Source organism: Exiguobacterium acetylicum DSM 20416, assembly GCF_000702605.1.
GTDB lineage: Bacteria > Bacillota > Bacilli > Exiguobacteriales > Exiguobacteriaceae > Exiguobacterium_A > Exiguobacterium_A acetylicum.
The window spans coordinates 1,810,221-1,826,901 of the sequence record NZ_JNIR01000001.1 but is presented as its reverse complement, the minus strand read 5'-3'; the positions used below and the strand labels follow the sequence as shown (position 1 = coordinate 1,826,901).

Below are 16,681 nucleotides of genomic sequence, written 5' to 3'. Positions count from 1 at the left end.
AGTAATTCATTATCAGGGAGGGAAATGTATGGAATCCGTTTGGTTATCTGATTATCCCGAGCAAGTACCCGCATCGATTGATTATCGAGAATTACCTCTTTATCAGGCACTCGATGAGGCAGCGACCGATTTTCCAGAACAACGTGCCTTGAGTTTCTTAGGAAAACGTATGACGTTTCTTGAAGTACGTGACGAAGCTCGCGCACTTGGGAGCCTATTACAAGAGCACGGACTAAAAAAAGGGGATCGCGTCGGACTGATGTTACCGAACTGTCCCCAGTATATGATCAGTTATTATGCTGTCCTCTATGCAGGTGGTATCGTCGTCCAAGTGAACCCACTCTATACAGACCGTGAACTTGAACAGATTCTCGTCGATTCAGGAGCACACATGCTCGTGACGCTCGATCTACTTTATCCAAAAGCGTCTCGTGTCAAGGCGGCGACGACACTCAAGACGGTTGTGACGACAAGTATCGCGGATTACCTTCCCTTCCCTAAAAATAAACTGTACCCGATTAAAGCACGGAAAGATAACAACATCATCATTGATACGACGGGTTCGATTCCGTTTTTATCTTTGCGAGGTTATGAGCCGATTACACCAGTCGCGATTCAACCGAAGGAGGACGTCGCGGTTCTCCAATATACGGGTGGAACGACAGGCGCTCCAAAAGGTGTCATGTTGACACACTTCAACTTGAGTGCAAACGTCGAACAGATCGACAACTGGTTCTATAAATACAATCGAGGAGATGGACGGAAGCTGTTAGCGGTCGTTCCTTATTTCCATGTCTATGGCATGACATGTAACCTCAATTTCGGCATATTTAATGCCTATGAACAAATCATCGTTCCGAAATTCGATATCGAACAGGTTCTCAAGACGATTCATAAGGAAAAACCGAATCTGTTCCCAGGTGCTCCGACGATGTATGTCGGTCTATTGAATCATCCGAAACTGAAGAAGTATGATCTCTCTTCGATTGAAGCCTGTATTTCTGGTTCTGCTCCACTACCAGTCGAAGTGCAGGAAAAATTCGAAGCGCTGACGGGTGGGCGGATTGTTGAAGGATACGGTCTGTCTGAAACGAGCCCGGTGACGCATACGAACTGTATCTGGGATCGTCGCATTCCTGGAACGGTCGGTATTCCGGTACCCGATACGCAAGCGAAAATCGTCCAAGCGGACGGAGAGACACCAGCTGCTCCGGGTGAGATTGGCGAGATTATCGTCACAGGTCCGCAAGTCATGAAAGGATACTGGAAACGACCAGAAGATACGCAAGCGGTACTTCGAAACGGTTGGTTGCATACAGGAGACCTTGGATATATCGGTGAGGATCATTACTTCCGAATCGTCGATCGGAAAAAAGATTTAATCATTGCTTCCGGATTCAACATTTATCCACGTGAAGTCGAAGAAATCCTATATGAACACCCAGCTGTCAAAGAAGCGGTCGTCATCGGTGTTCCAGATGTCTACCGAGGCGAGACCGTCAAGGCGTTCATCGTCGTCAAGGATGAGATGACGGTCACGGAAGAAGAGCTCGATCAATTCTGTCGTAAACAGTTAGCATCGTTCAAAGTGCCAAAGCAGTATGAATTCCGGCAAGAGTTACCGAAGACGTTCGTTGGTAAGATCCTCCGCCGTGTTCTCGTTGAAGAAGAACGTGCTAAACAACTCGAAGAAAGCAGTTGACAGGATAAAATGACATGATAGAATAAATATGAATGAACCATCATTCATTTTATGCGTTAGGAGATAGTGGAATGAAACGAACAATGTCAAAGAGTGACCGCATCATTGATGCCGCCGTAAAAGTCATCGCCAAGAACGGCTACCATGGAGCGAAAGTGACTGCCATCGCAAAGGAAGCCGGGGTTGCGGATGGAACAATCTATCTGTACTTCAAGAATAAAGAACATCTCTTGATTTCGCTATTCCAAGCGAAAATGGGAAGCTTCATCGAATATTCCGAAGGACAAATCGCGAGCCATACATCAGCGACGGAACAATTGGCAGCATTGATCGAGGCACACCTCGAGCAATTATCCGTCGACTATGATTTAGCGGTCGTCACGCAGATCGAGTTGCGTCAATCGAACCAAGACATGCGTCAAAACATCGCTGCTGTCTTGAAACCGTACTTGCATCTGATTGACCGGGTCGTCAAGCACGGGATGACGACAGGTGAGTTTTCAAACGAACTCGATTATCGATTGGCACGTCAGATGATTTTCGGAACGATCGATGAGGTCGTGACGAGCTGGATGGCAAGTGGATTCAAATATGAGTTGCTTGAGACACGCGACGGGATTCATCGGATGTTGATCAAAGGGCTGAGTTAAGCCCTTTTCATGACAACAATCATGTAAGCGGATACAAAGAATGATGGTGAATAGACGACAAGGGGGAGCATGAGATGGAAATCTATGTACTGTTGAAACGCACATTCGATACGGAAGAAGCAATCCAACTCGAGAATGGTCAAATCGATGAGGATGGCGCTGAGTTCATCATTAACCCATACGATGAGTATGCGGTAGAAGAAGCGATTCGTGTCCGTGATGCACAAGGGGGAACGGTGACGGTCGTGACGGTCGGACCGGAAGATGCGGATAAGGAATTACGAACAGCACTCGCAATGGGAGCGGATCAAGCCGTTCGTATCTCGATTGAAGATGACATCGAAGAGGCAGATCATTTCACGATTTCTGAAGTGCTCGCTGGTTATTTGAAGGAACAGACAGTCGATCTCGTCATCGCTGGGAACGTCGCAGTCGATGGCGGAAGTGGTCAAGTGGCACCGCGCGTCGCAGAATTACTCGATATTCCTTACGTGACGACGATCACGAAACTAGAGCTCGACGGTACGAAAGCTATCGTGACACGCGACGCTGAAGGGGATACAGAGACGATTGAAACGACGCTTCCGTTACTTGTAACTGCGCAACAAGGATTGAACGAGCCACGTTATCCAAGTCTTCCGGGGATCATGAAAGCGAAGAAGAAGCCGCTAGAAGAACTCGAACTCGATGATCTCGAACTTGATGAAGACGAACTCGCACCACGTCTAGAAACGATTGAGCGTTTCTTACCACCGAACAAAGCAGCCGGTAAGATCCTTGAAGGTGAACTAAACGAGCAAGTCGCGCAACTCGCATCATTATTACGCAACGAAGCAAAAGTGGTCTAAGGGGGAGAAACGAATGACAAAAGCATTAGTACTCGCAGAATCACGAGATGGCAGTTTACGGAATGTGTCGTTTGAGGCAATCGCAGCAGCACGACGTGTCGCTGACGAAGTTATCGCAGTCCTGATTGGGCACGATGTCGCAAAGGATGCTGATGCTTTAGCATCGCGCGGAGCGGACCAGGTGCTCGTCGTCGAGGATGAGCGTCTTCTACACTGCACGCCAGATGGTTACGGACAAGTCTTCCTCGAGTTGATGAACCGGACGTCACCAGACGTGCTCGTCTTCGGACATACGTCGCTCGGTAAAGATTTATCACCGAAGATCGCGGCAAAACTACAAGCTGGTTTGATCAGTGATGTGACGGCGATTGAAGGGGAAGGCGCGGATGCGTCATTCATTCGCCCGATCTACTCGGGGAAAGCATTTGAAAAAGTCAAAGTCTCAGAGGGCAAGACGCTCTTTACGGTCCGTCCGAACAACATCGATCCGCTTGAAGCAGGTAGTTCACAAGGAACTGTCGAGTCGGTCACGGTCGAACTGAAGGATTTACGAACGATCGTCGCAGACATCGTACGCAAAGCAACTGGCGGCGTTGATTTATCAGAGGCAAAAGTTATCGTCGCAGGTGGACGCGGTGTCAAGAGCTCGGATGGCTTCGCACCGTTACAAGAACTAGCAGATGTCCTCGGAGGAGCAGTGGGTGCTTCACGTGGTGCTTGTGATGCGGATTACTGCGACTATGCCCTTCAAATCGGTCAGACTGGGAAAGTCGTTACACCGGACCTTTATATTGCATGCGGGATCTCAGGTGCGATCCAACACTTAGCAGGGATGTCGAATGCCAAAGTGATCGTTGCAATCAACAAGGACCCGGAAGCGAACATCTTCTCTGTCGCGGACTATGGTATCGTCGGAGATTTGTTCGACGTCGTGCCACTATTGACAGCTGAATTCAAAAAAATGCTCGTTCACGGATAAGTTTGAAGACCGGTACCATTATCATGGTGCCGGTTATTTTTGCGGATTTTTCGCGTGAGCAGTTTCGTTTGTTGGAAGAGACTGCTATGATATACTCGAATCAATAAAGAGATCACCTATTTTTTACCGGGTCGATCTACTCATTAGGAGGTTATGATCAATGGCAATCGTACACGCAACTAGCCAATCATTTAAAGAAGAAACACAAGAAGGACTCGTCCTTGTTGATTTTTGGGCAACATGGTGCGGACCATGTCGTATGCTTGCACCAGTTCTTGAAGAACTTGATGCTGACATGCAAGATGTAAAAATCGTCAAAGTTGACGTAGATGCAAACCCAGAAGTAGCTGGAGCATTCCAAGTTCAAAGTATCCCGACACTCGTTCTCTTCAAAGATGGACAACCTGTCAACAAAACAATGGGCTTCATGCCAAAAGACGCACTTAAAGAATTCGTTGAAACATCTAACTAATTCTTTCCTGCATATCAAAACAGACCGTTCTGCACAGGCAGAACGGTCTGTTTTTTTAATTACATTGGCGTGCAAAGTTCAATCAGGTGACCATCGGGGTCGAGGACATAGGCGACGACTTGCCCCCATGGTTTTTGACTAGGAGCGAGGACGGTCTCATATCCTGCCTCTACTACTTTCTGAAATAGAGTCGGGACGTCATCCGTGATGAAACCAATCTCTAACGTCTGTTGTGTTTTTCCGCTTGGTATCGTGTAATCCGGAATCAACTGTTGCACGTCTTCACGCGTATTGAAGGCGAGTGTCGTCTGACCGGTCTCGAACTCGATGTAGCTCCCGTGCTCCGCCTTGACGGATAGTCCGAGAACATCTCGATAGAATGTCAGCGTCCGTGCAGTGTCTTCAACGTATAAAATCGTATAGCCGTATTGAATCATCAAAAAGCCTCCTGTCAATCCTCGAATAACGAGGCGATGTCTGAAGCAGGTGTCGGGTAAGCGAATCCAGTTTGTTGCATCGAAGTACTTGGAATCCGGTGTTGCATCGCAAACGAGAAATAGTTTGCTAGTTCCGCTGCATTGACACCGATGAAGTGTGCGCCGAGGACTTGATTATCTTCCCCAACGAGTACTTTCGCCCGAGCAAAACTGTCTTTGATCCGTGCGTTCGTTTGCCAAGAAGACGTATCAATCAAGCGACCACGGTATGAAATACCTGCTTTTTTTAAAGCGGCTTCTGTCTCGCCGACGAGGGCAAGGTTCGGGGCAGTGAATACGACGCTTGGGACAGGGAGCAGTTCCAGTTTCCGGTTGTTTCCTTCGAGCATGTTATCGGCAGCAAGTCGTCCTTCGGTTCCAGCAAACGGCGTCAACGCTGGATTCCCACTGACAGCAACATCTCCTGCGGCATAGATATGTTCGACGGAAGACTGAAGGTACGCATTGACATGAATTCCTTTTTCATTATGCGCAACCCCGATTTCTTCGAGACCAAGCTGGTCGATACTCGCGACACGTCCAGTCGCATTCAATACGACATCCGTCTTTAATACATCGCCGTTCGATAAATGCAGAGAGTCTTCTTCGTAAGCGACGACCTCTGCTTCTTTGATGATTGAGATACCAAGTGCCCGTGTGGCTTCCAACAACACATCGACCAGTTCACTCTCGAATTGTTTTAAAGGACTAGAACGTAAAACGATTGTGACGTCTGCCCCAGCAATACGAGCGAGATGAGCGAACTCGAACGAGATATAACCGCCGCCGATGCAGACGAGTCGTCGTGGAAGTTCTTTCAGTTCAAGAAACTCATTACTTGTTACGAAACGCTCACTACCGGGTACAGATAATTCGCGAGGTCTTAGACCGGTTGCGATTAAAAACTGTTTCCCTTCGATTTCTTCTTCACCAATTCGAAGGCGATGTGAAGACACGAAATGCGGTTCTCCATGGAAATAGTCGATGTCCGTTTCCGCGTACCGCTTTCGAGTTTGCTCCGGGATGGCACGTGTGTATTCATTTTTTCGCTCCATCAATTGGCGCCAATCAATCGAAATCAGCCCCTTTACACCGTATCCGAGCAATCGCTCGACAGCGTCTTTCGTCTCACTACCCGTCAGTAAGATTTTTTTTGCGTCACACCCACGTTGGGCGCATGTGCCGCCTGGAGTGAAGTTCTCCACGATGGCAACACGTAGCCCTTTTTCAGCGAATTTATAAGCCGCTTGATTTCCAGCGGAACCTGTTCCAATCACAATGCAATCATATGTACGCATTTTTCATCCTCCGTATGTCATAATCAATGTATGGTATTTACCCGAACGAATAAAACTAGAAACGGTGAAAGGAGACATTTATTTGGGACATCAAGAACATATCAAAGCGAAACTATCCCTTTTGCCTGATGAGCCAGGATGTTATCTGCACAAAAATGAATTCGGCGAAATCATCTATGTCGGAAAAGCAAAAAATCTCAAGAACCGAGTCCGCTCCTATTTCACGGGAGCACATGATATTAAAACGGAACGCCTCGTCGCGGAAGTCCGTGACTTCGAATACATCATCACAGCCAGTGAACTAGAAGCGTTGTTGCTTGAGATGACACTTATTAAGAAACATGACCCGAAGTACAATATCATGTTGAAGGACGATAAGTCATATCCGTACTTGAAAATTACGAATGAGACCTATCCCCGCCTGATCACGACGCGTAAGTTAAAAAAAGATGGTGGTCACTATTTTGGTCCTTATCCGAATGCGTATGCGGCAAACGAGACGAAACGTTTGTTAGATCGTTTATATCCGCTACGTAAATGCCAGCCAATGCCGAAAAAACTTTGTCTGTATTACCACATCGGTCAATGTCTCGGTCCATGCGAAATCCCGAATCTCGAGTCGGAACAAAAGACGCTCGTTTCAGAAATCCGACGTTTCTTGTCGGGCGATACGAAAGAGCTTGTCGAAGACTTGAAACAGAAGATGGCGGACGCGGCCGAAACGATGGAATTTGAACGTGCGGGAGAATTGCGCGATCAAGTCCGGGCGATCGAGTCGATCATGAACAAACAAAACATGATCACAGCGGATCTGACGTCACGCGACGTATTCGGAATCCATGTCGATAAAGGTTGGATGTGTGTCCAAGTCTTCTTCCTTCGTGGCGGAAAGATGATTGAACGTGATGTCTCGCTTTTCCCGATCTATGGTACGCCGGCAGAAGAGCTCGAGAGTTTCATCGTCCAGTTCTACGAAAAGAACATCAAACCGAGTGAAGTCTATGTACCGCCTCTCGTCAATCAGCTTCTGCTCAAAGAAGCGCTATCGATTAAAATTCACGTTCCGGTCCGAGGATCAAAACGGAAATTACTTGATCTAGCGACAAAGAATGCTGAAAATGCGATCTCGGAACGCTTCGAGTTGTTAGCGAAAGATGAGAAACGGACCGTTCAAGCAGTCGAAGAACTCGCCGATGCGATCGATGTTCATCCATTATCACGGATCGAGATCATCGATAATGCGAACATTCAAGGAGCAGACGCCGTTTCGGCACTCGTCGTCTTTGAAGACGGTAAACCACTGAAAAAAGAATACCGGAAGTTTAAGATTCGGACGGTTCAAGGACCGGACGACTATGAATCGATGCGGGAAATCGTGCGTCGGCGTTATCGACGGTTGTTACTCGAAGGAGCGCGCCTTCCGGACCTCGTTTTGATTGACGGAGGAGTCGGACAGTTGAATGCTGCTTTAGAAGTCATTCAAGATGAACTCGGCTTATCCCTGCCGGTCGGCTCATTAAAAAAAGATGACAAACACCGGACGAGTCAGTTGTTGTTTGGAGAAGATGCCCGCCTCGTCGAACTAAGTCCTCGTTCAAGTGCGTTTTATTTACTTCAACGGATGCAAGATGAAGTGCATCGGTTCGCGATCACGTTCCACCGCTCGCTGCGCTCGAAAGGGATGACCCGTTCCTTGCTCGACGAGATTCCAGGAGTCGGACCGAAAAGACGTCAGCAGTTGATTCGTCATTTCGGATCGATGCGTAGCTTGCGACGCGCAACGATCGAACAGTTGGCGGAAGCAGGATTACCTGTGAAGTTAGCGGAAACCGTCGCTGAATATTTAAGTCAAGCGAATGAAGAATGAAAAAATGCCGTCCTCTTGAAGAGGGCGGCATTTTAAAGTGATTAGTTGTTGATGTACTTCTCGTAGTATGAACCGAAGTCACGCTGGTTCCACTGATAGTAGTGACCTTGTAGCCACTCGAAGGATTGTTCAGACAACTCCTTGAATGTTTGCGGCACATTCATGTCACCTTGACGAAGTCCGCCGAGAATCGTGACCGAATGATTCAATGAGCTGTTTGCGAACTCGAGCATCTTTTGTCCTTCATACTGTTTTTCAGCGATAGCAAGAAGTGTTTTATAAAGATCCTTCACATGTTCGAGTTGTTTTTTATCGACGTCGATCGAATAATGTTTGCCACCGATCTCGAATTTAATCTCGACATCAAGATCGACCGTTCCCGCCGTTTCGAACATGACGTGGCGAATCGGATAGTGTGCGTACGGATAGCGATACAAGACGCGTTTTGAACTGACGGCACTTTCACCATCTAGGTGAACTAAAGCCAAGTTCGTAAAGCAATACTCATCAGATTTGGATTTGATCAAGAAGTAGATTTTCTCGCCGTCTTCATGTAAGACATAATCGTCAGCGGCTGCCTTGTCGAAATCATCAGGATGAATGACTTGTCCGATATCACTGAATCCCGTTAAATCTGCTGCTAGTTTTTTGAACATGTGAAGTTCCTCCTCGCGATTTGTGTACGAATGATTTTACGAGCACTTACTGCAAAAGGTTTCATGAATCTATTTCGATGTTGAAAATTAAGATTCCTGTCACGTTCTATGTAAATTTCACTTGAGTGGTTCAAGTGGATCTTTAGGGTCGATTTGGACCGTGATTTGAACGAGCTCTTTAGTTAACTCGGCATATCCTTCCGCGACACACCCATTAAAACGGGAGAACTGTTCAGCGAGGAAACCGGCTTCGAGTTGGAAGTAGCCTTGTGGTCGTTCATCTCTCGTTGTATCAGGAGGAGACAGCACGAATGAGATAGCAGTTCCTTTGCGTTTCTTGATTTCGAGCGTTCCCCAACCTGCTTGTTCAAAAAATGAGGCTAATTCAGATTCATCTACGACAGGGAATTGACGCGCTAGACGTTTACCTGCCCAGTAGATGACTTGCCGATAATCCGATCCAAGAAGATCGGTCAGCACATAATCTCGGATCAATTCGATACCGAAAAGTGGTGTTTGATTTGGTGTAGCATCCATCATGATTCACTCCTATCTGTGAACCATTATACCGAGATGATTCTTGTCGGTCATTGTTTTCCTAAAAAAATTTGCAGTTAAATGCAACGGCTCGGGTTGTCTTCTAAAAAGGACAGGAGTAGAATAAGTGATGAAAAGACGAATTTCCTTATGAAAGCGCTTTTCTACCAAAATGCGCCAACGGTTGATTGGCAAACAAAAGGGGGGATTTGGATGGCGAATCATCGTGATTTCGTGAGTCGTAAAATACACTCACTGCTCGGCGTCATTCCAATCGGGTTATTTTTACTTTCGCACTTAACGACGAACTACTTCATCGTACGTGGTGAGGAAGACTTCAATAAGGCCGCGGAATTCGTGGGGAACGTTCCGTATCGATTGTTCTTAGAGATCTTTGTCATCTTCATTCCGATCATCTTGCATGGCGTCTACGGTGTGTACATCGCATTCACTGGTTCTGCGAACACAGGACGTTATACATACTTCCGGAACTGGATGTATGTACTGCAACGGTTTAGCGGTGTATTCCTTGTCGTGTTCATCACGTGGCACGTTTGGGAAACACGGATTGCCGCTGCGATGGGAACTCCAGTCGATGCAAGCATGATGCAGAACATCGTCGATAACGGATTCATGCTCGCGTTCTATATCGTCGGGATCTTGGCGACGACATTCCACCTTGCGAACGGACTTTGGACGTTCTGCATCACATGGGGAATCACACAGTCACCAGCATCTCAACGGGCGATGTCTTACGTGGCAGCACTCGTATTCATCGGTTTATCGTTTGTAGGCGTACGCTCGATCTTAACGTTTGCAGGCGTGTTGTAAGGAAAGGGGAACTGACAACATGGCGAACAAGAATCTTGTCATCATCGGCGGAGGGCTTGCCGGTCTGATGGCTACGATAAAAGCAGCGGAGCAAGGCGTACCAGTTAAGTTATTCTCACTCGTACCCGTCAAACGCTCACACTCTGTTTGTGCACAAGGTGGTATCAACGGAGCGGTCAATACAAAAGGGGAAGGGGATTCACCATACCAGCATTTCGATGACACGGTATACGGTGGGGACTTCCTCGCAAATCAACCACCTGTTCAAAAAATGGCGGAAGCAGCGCCGAAGATCATTCATATGTTCGACCGGATGGGTGTTATGTTCAACCGGACACCGGAAGGCTTACTCGACTTCCGACGTTTCGGAGGAACGTTGCATCACCGGACGGCATATGCTGGGGCAACGACAGGGCAACAACTGTTGTACGCATTAGATGAACAGGTTCGTAAGTTCGAAGCGCAAGGTTTGGTAGAAAAATATGAAGGATGGGAATTCCTTCGTGCCATTATCGATGACAATGGCATCTGTCGTGGAGCGGTTTGTCAAAACCTCCGGACGATGGAAATCGAGGCATTTGCCGCGGATTCTGTCATCCTCGCGACAGGTGGTCCTGGTGTCATCTTTGGAAAATCGACGAACTCGGTCATCAACACAGGACAAGCAGCAGCAGCTGTCTATCGTCAAGGTGCGATCTATGCGAACGGTGAGTTCATCCAGATTCACCCGACAGCGATTCCTGGAGACGATAAGTTACGTCTTATGAGTGAATCAGCACGAGGTGAAGGTGGTCGCGTCTGGACGTATAAAGACGGTAAGCCTTGGTACTTCCTCGAAGAGAAGTATCCGGCATACGGAAACCTTGTTCCACGAGATATCGCAACACGTGAGATCTTCGACGTCTGTGTCAATCAAAAACTCGGCGTCAACGGGGAGAACATGGTCTATCTGGATCTATCGCATAAAGACGCAAAAGAACTCGACGTCAAACTCGGTGGGATCCTTGAAATCTACGAGAAGTTCGTCGGTGATGATCCACGAAAAGTACCGATGAAGATCTTCCCGGCCGTTCACTATTCAATGGGTGGACTATGGGTCGACTATGATCAGATGACGAACATCCCTGGATTGTTCGCAGCTGGTGAATGTGATTATTCGATGCACGGTGGTAACCGTCTCGGAGCGAACTCCCTTCTCTCTGCGGTATACGGCGGAATGGTCGCTGGACCATCAGCAATCGCGTATATGAACGAACTCGAGACATCAGTTCATGAGATGAGTGAAGACGTCGTCGAAGCGCATAAAATCGAAGAGATCAACCGCTTCAACGATATCCTATCGATGGAAGGTACGGAAAACGCGTATCAAATCCACCGTGAGCTTGGAGAAATCATGACGGACAACGTCACGGTCGTCCGTTATAACGATAAGCTCGAAGAGACACTGACGAAAATCAAGGAACTTCGCGATCGGTTCACGCGCATCTCGGCAACGGATACAGCACGTTGGAGTAACCAAGGGGCATCGTTCATCCGTCAGCTCGATCACATGCTCGATCTAGCCGAAGCAATCACGCTCGGTGCCTTAAAACGTGACGAGAGTCGCGGAGCACACTATAAACCGGACTTCCCGGAACGTAATGATGAACAGTTCTTGAAGACGACGATGGCACGTTATACGAATGGTCATCCGGAAATCTTCTATGAAGACGTCGACACGTCGTTGATTCCACCACGGAAACGCGACTACAGCAAGAAGTCGAAGAAAGAGGTGAAAGCATAATGGCGACACCACTCGAATCATCTACTACGCAAAAATCGGTTCAATTCATCGTTCAACGTCAAGATGGACCAGATGGTAAACCGTATGATGAAGCGTTTGAAATTCCGTACCGTCCGAACATGAACGTCATCTCTGCTTTAATGGAGATTCGCCGAAACCCTGTGAATGCAGCCGGTGAAAAAACGACACCAATCAACTGGGACATGGGTTGCCTAGAAGAAGTATGTGGCGCTTGTTCGATGGTCATCAACGGTACACCACGTCAGTCGTGTACAGCACTCGTTGATAAACTCGAACAGCCAATCCGCCTGCAACCGATGCAGACGTTCCCGATCGTTCGTGACCTTCAAGTTGACCGTCAACGCATGTTCGATGCGTTGAAAAAAGTCAAAGCATGGGTTCCAATCGATGGAACGTACGACTTAGGTCCAGGACCACGGATGCCAGAGAACAAACGTCAATGGGCATATGAGTTATCGAAATGTATGACGTGTGGCGTGTGTCTCGAGGCATGTCCGAACGTCAACGATCGTTCGACATTCATCGGACCAGCATCGATTTCACAAGTTCGTCTATTCAACTCGCATCCGACAGGTGCTTTCCACAAGGAAGAACGCCTTGAAGCGTTGATGGAAGATGGCGGGATCATGCAGTGCGGTAACGCTCAAAACTGTGTCGAGGTTTGTCCGAAAGGGATTCCGCTGACAACTTCGATCGCAGCGATGAACCGTCAGACGACACTTCATTCATTCAAGAAGTTCTTTGGTAGTGACGAAGGACGGACAGGTGAAGCAGTTAGTTCATGACTTATCAAAGAAGGAGCTTGCTCCTTCTTTTTTCATTCAGACAGGAGGAACTCATTGTGCGCGTACCAGCTTATATTCCAGAACTTGAAACATGGCTTGAACAGATGAAACATGGCACACGACTCGACGTCGCGGTTCGTTTTGCGGAGACGGATGCCTATGGTCATATGAATAACCGGGTACCGTTCGTCTATTTTGAGGACGTTCGGACATTGATGTTAGAGGAAACAGGATATTCGCTTGCAGAAGACGGCATTATCGTCGTTGCGGATGCCCAGTGTAATTACATTCGCCAAGTTTATCCACGTACGCGTCTTGCCGTCTATGCCTATCCCGTACATGTCGGAAGTGCGTCGTGTGACGTCCATTATGCGGCATTTGATGAGCAAGGTGAACTGATGTTCACAGGACGGACATCGATGGTACAAATTGATCGTGCCGGGAAAGCATTCCCGTGGAGTGAAGCGTATAAAAATTCCTTGCAGAATCGATTCGAATCCGTTATCATTTGATAATGAGTTCACATATTCGAAAACGACTCACTAGTACGTTATTAGTGAAGGGAGATTTCTTAATCATGGAAAAAACATTCAAAGTCATCGCGGATTCAGGCATTCACGCTCGTCCGGCTACTCAGCTCGTCAACACAGCTTCTAAATTCCAATCAGACATCAACTTGGAATACAACGGGAAGACTGTCAACTTGAAGTCAATCATGGGTGTTCTTTCACTCGGAATCGCGAAAGATTCAGATATCAAAATCGTTGCAAACGGTGACGATGCTTCTGAAGCAATCACGACTCTTTCAGATATGCTGACTAGCGAAGGTCTTGCTCAGTAATCCTGTAATCGTACATTCTCGGACGCCGGTCTTGCACCGTCGTCCTTTTTTGTTACCATAGGAAAGAGAGAAAGAGGTGGAGAAGAGTGAATCGAGCGATTGGAGTACTAGATTCCGGAGTCGGTGGGTTGACGGTCGCACGTGAATTGATGCGACAGTTGCCCCATGAGCGAATCATTTATGTCGGGGATACATTGCGGTGTCCGTACGGTCCTCGTCCAGAAGAGGAGATTCGTGAGTTTACGTGGGAGATGATTGATTATCTCGTACAACAAGATGTGAAATTGATCGTAATCGCCTGTAACACAGCAACGGCTGTTGTTTTAAAAGAAGCGCGAGAACGTTTAAATATACCTGTCATTGGTGTCATTGATCCTGGAGCCCGTGCGGCAGTCAAAGTGACGCGGACGAAACGAATCGGTGTCATCGGAACGAAGATGACGATTACAAGTAATTCCTACGAGAAGGCGTTACGACATGTCGAAGGACAAGTCGTCGTCGAATCGTTAGCCTGCCCACCGTTCGTTCCGCTCGTCGAGTCGATGCAGACGGACGGTACTTATGTCGAACGTGTCGTTGCGAATACATTACGACCTTTAATGAATTATGATATGGACACATTGATCCTCGGGTGCACCCATTACCCGCTCCTAGCAGATGTGATTGGACGGGTCATCGGACCAGGCGTCCAACTCATCTCTTCAGGGGACGAGACAGCACTTGAGGTAGCAGCACTACTTGACTACAATACGATTTCAGCAGATGTGACACAAATACCGGAACATCGTTATTATGCGACAGGCGATATTCGCTCATTTGATCAGATTGCAACGGATTGGCTCGATCAGCCAATCCACGCAGAACGCATCGTGCTTGGAACGGAGGAAGACTAAATGCGAATAGACCAACGAACAGCGGAGAATCTCCGTCCCATTCACTTATCGGTTGATATCAATAAACATGCAGAAGGTTCGGTTTTAATTGAACTGGGCGATACGAAAGTCCTCTGTACGGCGACCGTCGAGGAGAAAGTACCACCATTCCTTCGTGGTAAACGCCAGGGCTGGATCAATGCTGAATATTCGATGTTACCACGAGCGACGGCTCAGCGGACGGCACGAGAAGCTGTCCGCGGCAAGCAGACGGGACGGACGATGGAAATCCAACGTCTCATCAGTCGCTCGCTTCGGGCAGTCGTTGATTTAGAGAAGCTTGGGGAACGAACAATCTGGATCGACTGTGACGTCATTCAAGCAGACGGCGGTACACGAACAGCATCGATCACCGGTGGATTTCTAGCGCTCGTCCGTGCAATCGATCAATTGATTCAAGCGGGAAAACTGACGGATACACCAATCAAAGAGGGTATCGCAGCTATTTCGGTTGGAATCGTCGAGTCGAATGTCTTGCTCGATTTATGCTACGAAGAGGATGCTGCGGCGGAAGTCGACTTCAATCTCGTCATGACCTCATCGGGTAAAATCGTCGAGATGCAAGCAACAGGAGAAGAGTCGACATTTTCCCGTCAAGAGATGCTCGAAATGCTCGAACTTGGGGAAAAAGGAATTAAGGAACTGATTAATGCTGGCCGTGAGGCACTCGGTGTCTCTTGGTGGTATGTAGGAGAAGAAGTGGGGGAACATAGATGAAGGTCATCGTCGCAACACACAATGCAGGTAAAGTGAAGGAACTTGAAAGCATGCTGGGTCGTCTCGGTTATACGGTCGAATCGTTACTCGATCACGCCGATGCTCCGGAAACGGATGAAACAGGTGAAACATTCGAGGAAAATGCACTCTTGAAAGCAACAGAGGCAGCAGCCTACTTTGGTCACGCGGTACTTGCTGATGATTCAGGACTTGAAGTTGACGCTTTAGATGGCGCTCCCGGCGTCTACTCAGCACGTTTCGCGGGTCTTGAAAAGTCGGATGCGGCGAACAATGCTCTACTACTTGAAAAGTTAGAAGGTATTCCGGAAGAGGAGCGGACGGCGCGCTTCGTTTGTGTACTCGCGCTAGCAAAACCAACTGGCGAGACATTGACGGTTCGTGGAACGATGGAAGGGCGAATCGGTTTTGAAGCGGCGGGTTCGAACGGTTTCGGTTATGATCCATTGTTCGTCACGGCAAGTGGACAAACGGCTGCTGAGTTGACGAAAGAAGAAAAAGCGATGATTAGTCATCGTGGCAATGCATTGCGTAAGCTTGAACAGGACTTAACTACTTTCTTAGGAGTGTGATGAAGATGAGAGCGTTGATCGTTAGTGATAGCCATGGACTAGAACAAGAACTGCTTACGATATTCGAACGTCACCAAGACGTGGATTTGGCATTTCATTGTGGGGACTCCCAATTGACGCGCGACATCGAATCATTATATCCATATCGTGTTGTGCGAGGGAATTGCGATTACGGACACGATTTTCCGGAAGAAGTCATGTCGGAAATGGATGGTCATACCATCCTTTGTGTCCACGGACATCGTCAGGACGTCAAATACAGTCTAGATGTCTTGCAACATCATGCGAAGGAAAAGCAAGCGGACATCGTCTTATATGGTCATTCCCATGTTGCGAAGGCTGAATATCGGGACGGCGTATTATTCATCAATCCAGGTTCAATCCGGATGCCACGCCATCGACCAGACAAGACGTATGCGATTCTTGAAGTGGATCAAAACCGTTATTCTATCGATTTTCTCGATGTGAACGGCGATCGAGTGAATGCCCTGCATCTGGACGGAACATTTTTGTAATAAAATAAATGCAATGTTTGTAATGTGATTGACACGAAAGAATTGTTCTAGTATAGTTTATTCGTGTTGACACGTCCCAATAGCTCAGCAGGATAGAGCAACGGCCTTCTAAGCCGTCGGTCGGGGGTTCGAATCCCTCTTGGGACGCTATAATTAAAATAGAGACTGCCCTTACGAGGGT

At 47.7% G+C, this 16,681-nt stretch carries 19 protein-coding genes and 1 tRNA gene; 16 read left to right on the top strand and 4 right to left on the bottom strand.

Annotated features, from left to right (window positions below):
• The first annotated feature begins 28 nt into the window (after positions 1–28).
• The 5 genes from P401_RS0109835 (at position 29) to trxA (ending at position 4,651) form a co-directional block, all read left to right on the top strand.
• A complete protein-coding gene (locus P401_RS0109835) occupies positions 29–1,702 on the top strand; it encodes an AMP-binding protein (protein WP_029342303.1) in 1,674 nt (557 codons plus the stop codon).
• Positions 1,703–1,773: 71 nt separating this feature from the next.
• A complete protein-coding gene (locus P401_RS0109830; RefSeq protein ID WP_023468997.1) occupies positions 1,774–2,352 on the top strand; it encodes a TetR/AcrR family transcriptional regulator in 579 nt (192 codons plus the stop codon).
• Positions 2,353–2,426: 74 nt separating this feature from the next.
• On the top strand, positions 2,427–3,200 hold the full coding sequence (locus P401_RS0109825) for an electron transfer flavoprotein subunit beta/FixA family protein (RefSeq protein ID WP_029342301.1): 774 nt from the start codon (positions 2,427–2,429) through the stop codon (positions 3,198–3,200).
• 13 nt (positions 3,201–3,213) lie between these two features.
• Positions 3,214–4,179, top strand: a complete 966-nt coding sequence (locus P401_RS0109820) for an electron transfer flavoprotein subunit alpha/FixB family protein (RefSeq protein ID WP_029342300.1) — start codon at positions 3,214–3,216, stop codon at positions 4,177–4,179.
• Between the two features lie 160 nt (positions 4,180–4,339).
• Positions 4,340–4,651, top strand: a complete 312-nt coding sequence (trxA, locus tag P401_RS0109815; protein WP_023468994.1) for a thioredoxin — start codon at positions 4,340–4,342, stop codon at positions 4,649–4,651.
• Positions 4,652–4,710: 59 nt separating this feature from the next.
• Here the strand turns inward: trxA and P401_RS0109810 are convergent, their stop codons facing one another.
• Together P401_RS0109810 and P401_RS0109805 are read right to left on the bottom strand one after the other, a co-directional pair.
• A complete protein-coding gene (locus tag P401_RS0109810; protein WP_034786072.1) occupies positions 4,711–5,091 on the bottom strand; it encodes a VOC family protein in 381 nt (126 codons plus the stop codon).
• An 11-nt stretch (positions 5,092–5,102) separates the two neighbouring features.
• The gene (locus tag P401_RS0109805; RefSeq protein WP_029342298.1) at positions 5,103–6,425 is read right to left on the bottom strand and encodes a dihydrolipoyl dehydrogenase family protein; all 1,323 of its coding nucleotides are present in this window, start codon (positions 6,423–6,425) and stop codon (positions 5,103–5,105) included.
• Positions 6,426–6,507: 82 nt separating this feature from the next.
• Here P401_RS0109805 and uvrC point away from each other — a divergent pair, with 82 nt between their 5' ends.
• Positions 6,508–8,292, top strand: coding sequence for an excinuclease ABC subunit UvrC (gene uvrC / locus P401_RS0109800; protein WP_029342297.1), 1,785 nt, complete (start codon positions 6,508–6,510; stop codon positions 8,290–8,292).
• 41 nt (positions 8,293–8,333) lie between these two features.
• Here uvrC and P401_RS0109795 read toward each other — a convergent pair whose 3' ends face one another.
• Both P401_RS0109795 and P401_RS0109790 read right to left on the bottom strand, forming a co-directional pair.
• Positions 8,334–8,948: a PH domain-containing protein gene (locus P401_RS0109795; protein WP_029342296.1), complete on the bottom strand. Its 615-nt coding sequence runs from the start codon at positions 8,946–8,948 to the stop codon at positions 8,334–8,336.
• Between the two features lie 117 nt (positions 8,949–9,065).
• The gene (locus tag P401_RS0109790) at positions 9,066–9,485 is read right to left on the bottom strand and encodes a YslB family protein (RefSeq protein ID WP_029342295.1); all 420 of its coding nucleotides are present in this window, start codon (positions 9,483–9,485) and stop codon (positions 9,066–9,068) included.
• 213 nt (positions 9,486–9,698) lie between these two features.
• Between P401_RS0109790 and P401_RS0109785 the strand changes: the two genes are divergently transcribed.
• From P401_RS0109785 to P401_RS0109740, 10 genes are all read left to right on the top strand, one after another.
• A complete protein-coding gene (locus tag P401_RS0109785; RefSeq protein ID WP_029342294.1) occupies positions 9,699–10,316 on the top strand; it encodes a succinate dehydrogenase cytochrome b558 subunit in 618 nt (205 codons plus the stop codon).
• 19 nt (positions 10,317–10,335) lie between these two features.
• Positions 10,336–12,099, top strand: a complete 1,764-nt coding sequence (gene sdhA, locus P401_RS0109780) for a succinate dehydrogenase flavoprotein subunit (RefSeq protein WP_023468987.1) — start codon at positions 10,336–10,338, stop codon at positions 12,097–12,099.
• Positions 12,099–12,905, top strand: coding sequence for a succinate dehydrogenase iron-sulfur subunit (gene sdhB, locus P401_RS0109775; RefSeq protein ID WP_023468986.1), 807 nt, complete (start codon positions 12,099–12,101; stop codon positions 12,903–12,905). The genes sdhA and sdhB overlap by 1 nt, the downstream gene beginning before the upstream one ends.
• A 56-nt stretch (positions 12,906–12,961) precedes the next feature.
• On the top strand, positions 12,962–13,417 hold the full coding sequence (locus P401_RS0109770) for an acyl-CoA thioesterase (protein ID WP_029342293.1): 456 nt from the start codon (positions 12,962–12,964) through the stop codon (positions 13,415–13,417).
• A 65-nt stretch (positions 13,418–13,482) separates the two neighbouring features.
• Positions 13,483–13,746 carry a phosphocarrier protein HPr gene (locus tag P401_RS0109765; protein ID WP_012371023.1) on the top strand — a complete coding sequence of 88 codons (264 nt, stop codon included), beginning with the start codon at positions 13,483–13,485 and terminating at the stop codon, positions 13,744–13,746.
• Between the two features lie 86 nt (positions 13,747–13,832).
• On the top strand, positions 13,833–14,639 hold the full coding sequence (gene racE, locus P401_RS0109760) for a glutamate racemase (protein ID WP_029342292.1): 807 nt from the start codon (positions 13,833–13,835) through the stop codon (positions 14,637–14,639).
• The gene (gene rph / locus P401_RS0109755) at positions 14,640–15,395 is read left to right on the top strand and encodes a ribonuclease PH (protein WP_029342291.1); all 756 of its coding nucleotides are present in this window, start codon (positions 14,640–14,642) and stop codon (positions 15,393–15,395) included. It abuts the gene before it with no gap.
• The gene (locus tag P401_RS0109750; RefSeq protein ID WP_029342290.1) at positions 15,392–15,985 is read left to right on the top strand and encodes an XTP/dITP diphosphatase; all 594 of its coding nucleotides are present in this window, start codon (positions 15,392–15,394) and stop codon (positions 15,983–15,985) included. Before rph ends, P401_RS0109750 begins: the two co-directional genes overlap by 4 nt.
• A gap of 5 nt (positions 15,986–15,990) precedes the next feature.
• Entirely contained in the window at positions 15,991–16,500 is a 510-nt protein-coding gene (locus P401_RS0109745; protein ID WP_029342289.1) for a metallophosphoesterase family protein, read from the top strand.
• A 73-nt stretch (positions 16,501–16,573) separates the two neighbouring features.
• Positions 16,574–16,647, top strand: a tRNA-Arg gene (locus tag P401_RS0109740).
• Positions 16,648–16,681: the final 34 nt, after the last annotated feature.

Bases quoted from the DNA above. Each gene is read 5' to 3' on its own strand.
- trxA (WP_023468994.1), top strand. From the start codon at position 4,340: ATGGCAATCGTACACGCAACTAGCCAATCATTTAAAGAAGAAACACAA.
- P401_RS0109745 (WP_029342289.1), top strand. From the start codon at position 15,991: ATGAGAGCGTTGATCGTTAGTGATAGCCATGGACTAGAACAAGAACTG.
- P401_RS0109825 (WP_029342301.1), top strand. From the start codon at position 2,427: ATGGAAATCTATGTACTGTTGAAACGCACATTCGATACGGAAGAAGCA.
- P401_RS0109835 (WP_029342303.1), top strand. From the start codon at position 29: ATGGAATCCGTTTGGTTATCTGATTATCCCGAGCAAGTACCCGCATCG.
- P401_RS0109805 (WP_029342298.1), bottom strand. From the start codon at position 6,425: ATGCGTACATATGATTGCATTGTGATTGGAACAGGTTCCGCTGGAAAT.
- P401_RS0109765 (WP_012371023.1), top strand. From the start codon at position 13,483: ATGGAAAAAACATTCAAAGTCATCGCGGATTCAGGCATTCACGCTCGT.
- P401_RS0109830 (WP_023468997.1), top strand. From the start codon at position 1,774: ATGAAACGAACAATGTCAAAGAGTGACCGCATCATTGATGCCGCCGTA.
- sdhA (WP_023468987.1), top strand. From the start codon at position 10,336: ATGGCGAACAAGAATCTTGTCATCATCGGCGGAGGGCTTGCCGGTCTG.
- P401_RS0109750 (WP_029342290.1), top strand. From the start codon at position 15,392: ATGAAGGTCATCGTCGCAACACACAATGCAGGTAAAGTGAAGGAACTT.
- P401_RS0109785 (WP_029342294.1), top strand. From the start codon at position 9,699: ATGGCGAATCATCGTGATTTCGTGAGTCGTAAAATACACTCACTGCTC.
- P401_RS0109795 (WP_029342296.1), bottom strand. From the start codon at position 8,948: ATGTTCAAAAAACTAGCAGCAGATTTAACGGGATTCAGTGATATCGGA.
- rph (WP_029342291.1), top strand. From the start codon at position 14,640: ATGCGAATAGACCAACGAACAGCGGAGAATCTCCGTCCCATTCACTTA.
- P401_RS0109790 (WP_029342295.1), bottom strand. From the start codon at position 9,485: ATGGATGCTACACCAAATCAAACACCACTTTTCGGTATCGAATTGATC.
- P401_RS0109820 (WP_029342300.1), top strand. From the start codon at position 3,214: ATGACAAAAGCATTAGTACTCGCAGAATCACGAGATGGCAGTTTACGG.
- sdhB (WP_023468986.1), top strand. From the start codon at position 12,099: ATGGCGACACCACTCGAATCATCTACTACGCAAAAATCGGTTCAATTC.